1 protein-coding gene is annotated in these 230 nt (G+C 70.0%); it reads right to left on the minus strand.

The window, feature by feature from the left end; genetic code table 11:
• A partial coding sequence (locus FS767_RS22725) for a molybdopterin cofactor-binding domain-containing protein (protein WP_144968320.1) occupies positions 1–230 on the minus strand: 230 nt, incomplete at both ends.

Raw genomic sequence — 230 nt, forward strand, 5'->3', positions numbered from 1 at the left:
TAGATGGTCACCCGGTCGCCGTCCCACTGGGCGAGGCTGGCGTGGGGCTCCATCTGCGCATGGATGTGGTAGGGCGTGGTATAGCGCTCGTCGAGCTTGATCGGCGCCCGGGCGAAGGCGGCGTCGACATCGCCCGAGGCGGTATCGGTGGGCTGATCGGCATCCGGCGGCTTGACCGCCTGGCCGAGGTTGGCGGCGAGGTCGAAGACGCCCGGTTCGGCCGCGTAGTC

The sequence above is a fragment of the Pseudomonas sp. DE0010 genome, assembly GCF_007680745.1.
GTDB lineage: Bacteria > Pseudomonadota > Gammaproteobacteria > Pseudomonadales > Pseudomonadaceae > Aquipseudomonas > Aquipseudomonas parafulva_B.